Source organism: Desulfoplanes sp. (assembly GCF_054921335.1).
Genome location: NZ_JBUDSQ010000162.1, coordinates 1 through 2667, shown reverse-complemented (window position 1 = coordinate 2667; position 2667 = coordinate 1). Strand labels below are relative to the sequence as shown.

The window sequence follows — 2667 nt, the reverse complement described above, 5'->3', positions numbered from 1 at the left end:
GACATGAAATGATCAAGTGTTTTTAAAGACCTGACTTTTTGCAGGCGCATCAGAATGAGTAACTTGCGACCAATTTCATGATCTTTACTGCATGCTTGTTGCTGACACAGCTGTAAGAAGATCATTTTCCGTTTTCCATCCACCCCAAAAAAACATACCCAATCTGCCGTGGATGTCTACAATCTCCGTCACCGCATCGTCGACGACTATTCCAACTACATCCGAAGCTTCATTGAAATCCCTGATCAGCGTATCCACGACGAGGTCAAAGCCGAGCTGGAAACGGCCTGCTTTGGCCGGACCCGTTGATCCAGCTCAATCCCGCCTTTGCCTCGAGCGGGAGTGTGGACGACTTGGTGGATGGAGATACCGTCTATGCCACTCCAGAACCCGAGCAGACCTAGTGGCCTTGTCGTGGAGCTAATAAAAACGCCGGATGCGGTCCTGGTCGTGCTCAGTGAGGATCCTGGAACAACACTTGCCGAAGGAGCCGTCCGCGGATTGGGAAGTCAACGAGTGCGGTTGGACGGGCTGTCAAAAAAGTTGAGAGATCAAGGGAAACTGAGATACGTCGGCCCCCAAAAAGGGGGCTACAGGGAAATCATTGAGTAATGCATCCCCAGGCATGATCTGCAAGCAATGGTGGTCAGTCTTCTTGTCAACTTCCCGGAGCCGGAGCCGAGGCCGGACAGCCTGGCGACTTTTCCGTCATGAACACCTGCATAGCGGCCGGGGCAGGTGACTCGATCATATCGGCATCGATACAAGCTACAGATGTGACGGTCACGGGGAAAGACCGCCCCTGGTTGGTGGTATCTCGGATGTAGGCATCGCCCTCTGGATTTTGAGAACCAGAAGCAATTTCTTTCAAGAATGAAAAGGGATTTCCATCATCTACCAACAGCCCCCGATACGGCTGAAACGTATTATCTGCCGGCTGGACCAATCGGTTCCACCTGCTCAAGCTTGCGGAATGAGTGCATGATAAACGGGATGAACTGAAGGATCTTGTCGGGAGTATGAGAAGCATACGTGGTAGATGCTGGCCCAGGAATCCCAATATCTGATGGAAAACCGTCTTTTCTAGGGAGCAGTGAGTCCAGCCGACGCTTGAATGTAAGTATGATTAGCTGAGACTTAGACTGCCCATTTTACGGGGCAAATGGGCGGTCTAAGCGCACAAAAAGGCCCTCTGAGGATGATTTATGCCGGTATCCTGAAGAGATGTTGATGTCCAACCCCGATAAGACTCATAGGACACAGCGTCTAAATTTTAGAGATATGGGTATCAAAGGTTATACAAAAACAAAAAAGAAAGGAGAGGTTATGGAGATAGTTTTTATATGGTTACTTCTCGGATTCGCATCAGCAATTTTGGCAAACGCAAAAGGGAGAAGTGGTTGTGCATGGTTCCTAATGGGGGTTTTGTTAGGCCCTTTGGGTTTTTTGATGATCGGTTTTATGCCTAAAATTGAAGATATTTCTCGGAACAGCAATAATGTGACAAGAATATGTCCTTTTTGTGCAGAAGAAGTTCTTGTTGCAGCAAAAGTCTGCAAACATTGTAAGAATGATTTGCCACGCGCCCCACGAGATATATTTTGTCCTGATTGTGGCGCTGATATCACATATATGCCCGAAGAATGCCCGAAATGTGGTCGCAAATTTGTTTATAAAAACAAAAAAAAGCAATGAAGAATTCTTTGGATTCATGAAGCTTCATACTATTCCCCATGATTTTTTATTGGGCAGGATGCTCTCTGAGATGTTGATATTGAATGTCGTCAGGGGATTAAGCGTGGTTCGGAGGGAATGGGCCTGTTCAGGCTTGTGGATCTGTTCGAAAAGACAACCGCAGATGGCTCGGACCATGGGTGGATACTTCTTGGCAAAATCCGTCAGCTTCTTCAGATCATTTTGAGACAGTTTTCGGATTTTTTTTTCAAGAACGATCAGAACGTCATCCGGAGTACAGCCCTGGGCGTGTTTGATGAATCTGAGTGCCTCAAGCAGTTGCAGAAGGGGGACATCGTCTGCTTCAAACGAGGCAACGTAACTGCGCACGAACCGAACCTGGAGCTTGCCCAGGGTCTGTTTTTTTCGGGGCGTGATGGTGGCAATGCTCAGAATGCTCGGAACCTGGGTGGATATCTCAAGATTGAGATAGATGGACTGACCCGTGAGCATTCCTGTTATTCGGTCTCCTTTCCTGGTCAGAAAGGAGATTATTTCCTCATCAGGCGGACTGATCGGGCCAAAAACCGTTTGTTTGGGGCGATAGAAAGTCCCTTTGGCCTGACGGACCAAAACTTTTTGTTTCACCAACCGCTCGAGTGCCTTGGCCAGAGCCTGCGGTTTGACCTCTTGCATACCAGTGAAATCCTTGTAGGTGATGATCTTTCCCGGAGGGACCGACTCGACATAATTTTTCACTTGTGAAGCAGCTTGCATGATATGATCCTCGTTTGAAAAGAGGAGTAACCTTTTTAGCGTATATGTCAAGTTTTTGAGGGTTAAAACATGACATATACGCTAAACATGATTTACCGCTGTAAATGACAACCACTCATCACCCTGCCTGAGTGTTTTATGCCGCTTCCGATGCATCTCAGCGGAATATGGGGACGGGTTTAATGTTGAAAAAAATCCCAGAGCCTGATATTCATG

Annotated in this window: 3 protein-coding genes; 2 read left to right on the top strand and 1 reads right to left on the bottom strand. The window is 47.5% G+C overall.

The genetic code is table 11. The features are described 5' to 3' along the window. Positions 1 to 168: 168 nt before the first annotated feature. Positions 169 to 309 carry a hypothetical protein gene (locus ACY692_RS14805; protein ID WP_462326149.1) on the top strand — a complete coding sequence of 47 codons (141 nt, stop codon included), beginning with the start codon at positions 169 to 171 and terminating at the stop codon, positions 307 to 309. 921 nt (positions 310 to 1230) lie between these two features. Beyond that, a complete protein-coding gene (locus tag ACY692_RS14800) occupies positions 1231 to 1695 on the top strand; it encodes a double zinc ribbon domain-containing protein (protein ID WP_462326148.1) in 465 nt (154 codons plus the stop codon). A 24-nt stretch (positions 1696 to 1719) separates the two neighbouring features. On the opposite strand, the gene ACY692_RS14795 is transcribed toward ACY692_RS14800, so the two are convergent. Then, a complete protein-coding gene (locus ACY692_RS14795; protein ID WP_462326147.1) occupies positions 1720 to 2451 on the bottom strand; it encodes a DUF6088 family protein in 732 nt (243 codons plus the stop codon). Positions 2452 to 2667: the final 216 nt, after the last annotated feature.